This window comes from Phyllobacterium sp. P5_D12, from assembly GCF_054049495.1.
The window spans coordinates 1-1,349 of record NZ_JBFUMG010000859.1 but is presented as its reverse complement, the minus strand read 5'-3'; the positions used below and the strand labels follow the sequence as shown (position 1 = coordinate 1,349).

1 protein-coding gene and 1 pseudogene are annotated in these 1,349 nt (G+C 47.7%); both read right to left on the bottom strand.

The window, feature by feature from the left end:
* The coding region (locus ACXJ5O_RS27085) for a rhamnan synthesis F family protein (protein ID WP_457302612.1) at positions 1-940 on the bottom strand (940 nt) is incomplete at its 3' end.
* A 119-nt stretch (positions 941-1,059) separates the two neighbouring features.
* Positions 1,060-1,349, bottom strand: a pseudogene (locus ACXJ5O_RS27080) (GDP-mannose 4,6-dehydratase); the annotation flags it as partial.

Genomic DNA, 1,349 nt, shown 5'->3' with positions numbered 1-1,349 from the left:
AATACAGGTCTCGTTTCATCATTGGACAACCCATGAAACGCTGGTAGAGAAACGCGCCTGTGTGGATTTGGGACCGAATTGCAACAAGCCTGCACAATTCGGTCACGAGTTGCGACTTCGATAGTTTTTGCAACTCTCCCTCCTTGTGGCGTACCAATCTCGGGAAATACCGGTTGAGCCGCTGTAATTCATCTAACGGGAGGTCAAGCAAAAAGGGTCGCAAATGGTCGGGTGTATAGAAGACGTCAATTCTCTCTGCTATCGGAACGATGGCATTTGACAGGCCTTTTTCTCCTTTGTCGATCGCCCAAACCCTGGAATCGACCGGAAGATAATTTTGCCAAAAAGTTTTAAATTCTTCACTGAGGAAAATTCGACCACTTACACTGAAGCAGAACGATTGGATGTGGTAGGAATATTCGTGATTTTCAAATGGAGCTGCGATATCGGCCGCAGAATTTGCCAGTTTTCTGAAAAGGTCAATCAGACCTTCCCTGAAGCAATATACGCTGTCATTGAGATAGCAGACGCGACTGGGTTTCAGGGTTTCTCGTATGAATAGCGTGGCATCCCTGTAACCACCCATGTCAAACCCGGCATTGTCCCTGATAAGAAGGTGCGCGCAATGTCTCCTGAGTTCAGACAATTGCTCATCGTTCAGCGGATGATTGACGACCGCAATAACATTGATGCCTAAATCATTGAGCGCCGACAGGGTATTCTTCACATACCAAGGAAAGCCGGCTGGCTGCCATATCAGATAGATGGCGTAGACCTCTCCAGCGTTTTTTTTCTCTCCGACGTGGTATTCGGTTATCGAAGATCGCGCCGAAAACCGGCGGTCTGACCAAGCTTTGAAAACTCTCAAGTCGTGATAGAGAAAGCGTACAAACCTTCTCAATGAACGGATCGCTATGCTGCTGACGGCTTTGTAGATCACAAAGAACTCCAGCGCGGACATTCATCTGGCGTCATTAATGCTCGCCTAATCGAATACAATAACCCTGCTCCAATCCTGTGACCCAAGCCTCCAATTCGCCCTTAAAGCGGGCTTGGACGTTAAGCGGCAGTGACATGCTCCTTCCAATAGTCGTAAACGTTGGTCAGGGTTGTCTCAAACGATATTGCTGGTTTCCAGCGAATTGCGTTAAGAGCAGCACTGGCATCGCCTACAGCGCTTGCAACCGCACTCGGGCGCAAACGTTCTGGATCAACTTGAACATCAATCTTCTGACCCGAGATATGGATCAGCTTATCGAGAATGTCTTGTATTTGTTGTGCCTTACCTGATGCAAGATTAAACACTTGCCCTCGAGTCGAAGGGAAATCAAAAAGTGCAACATCAGCAT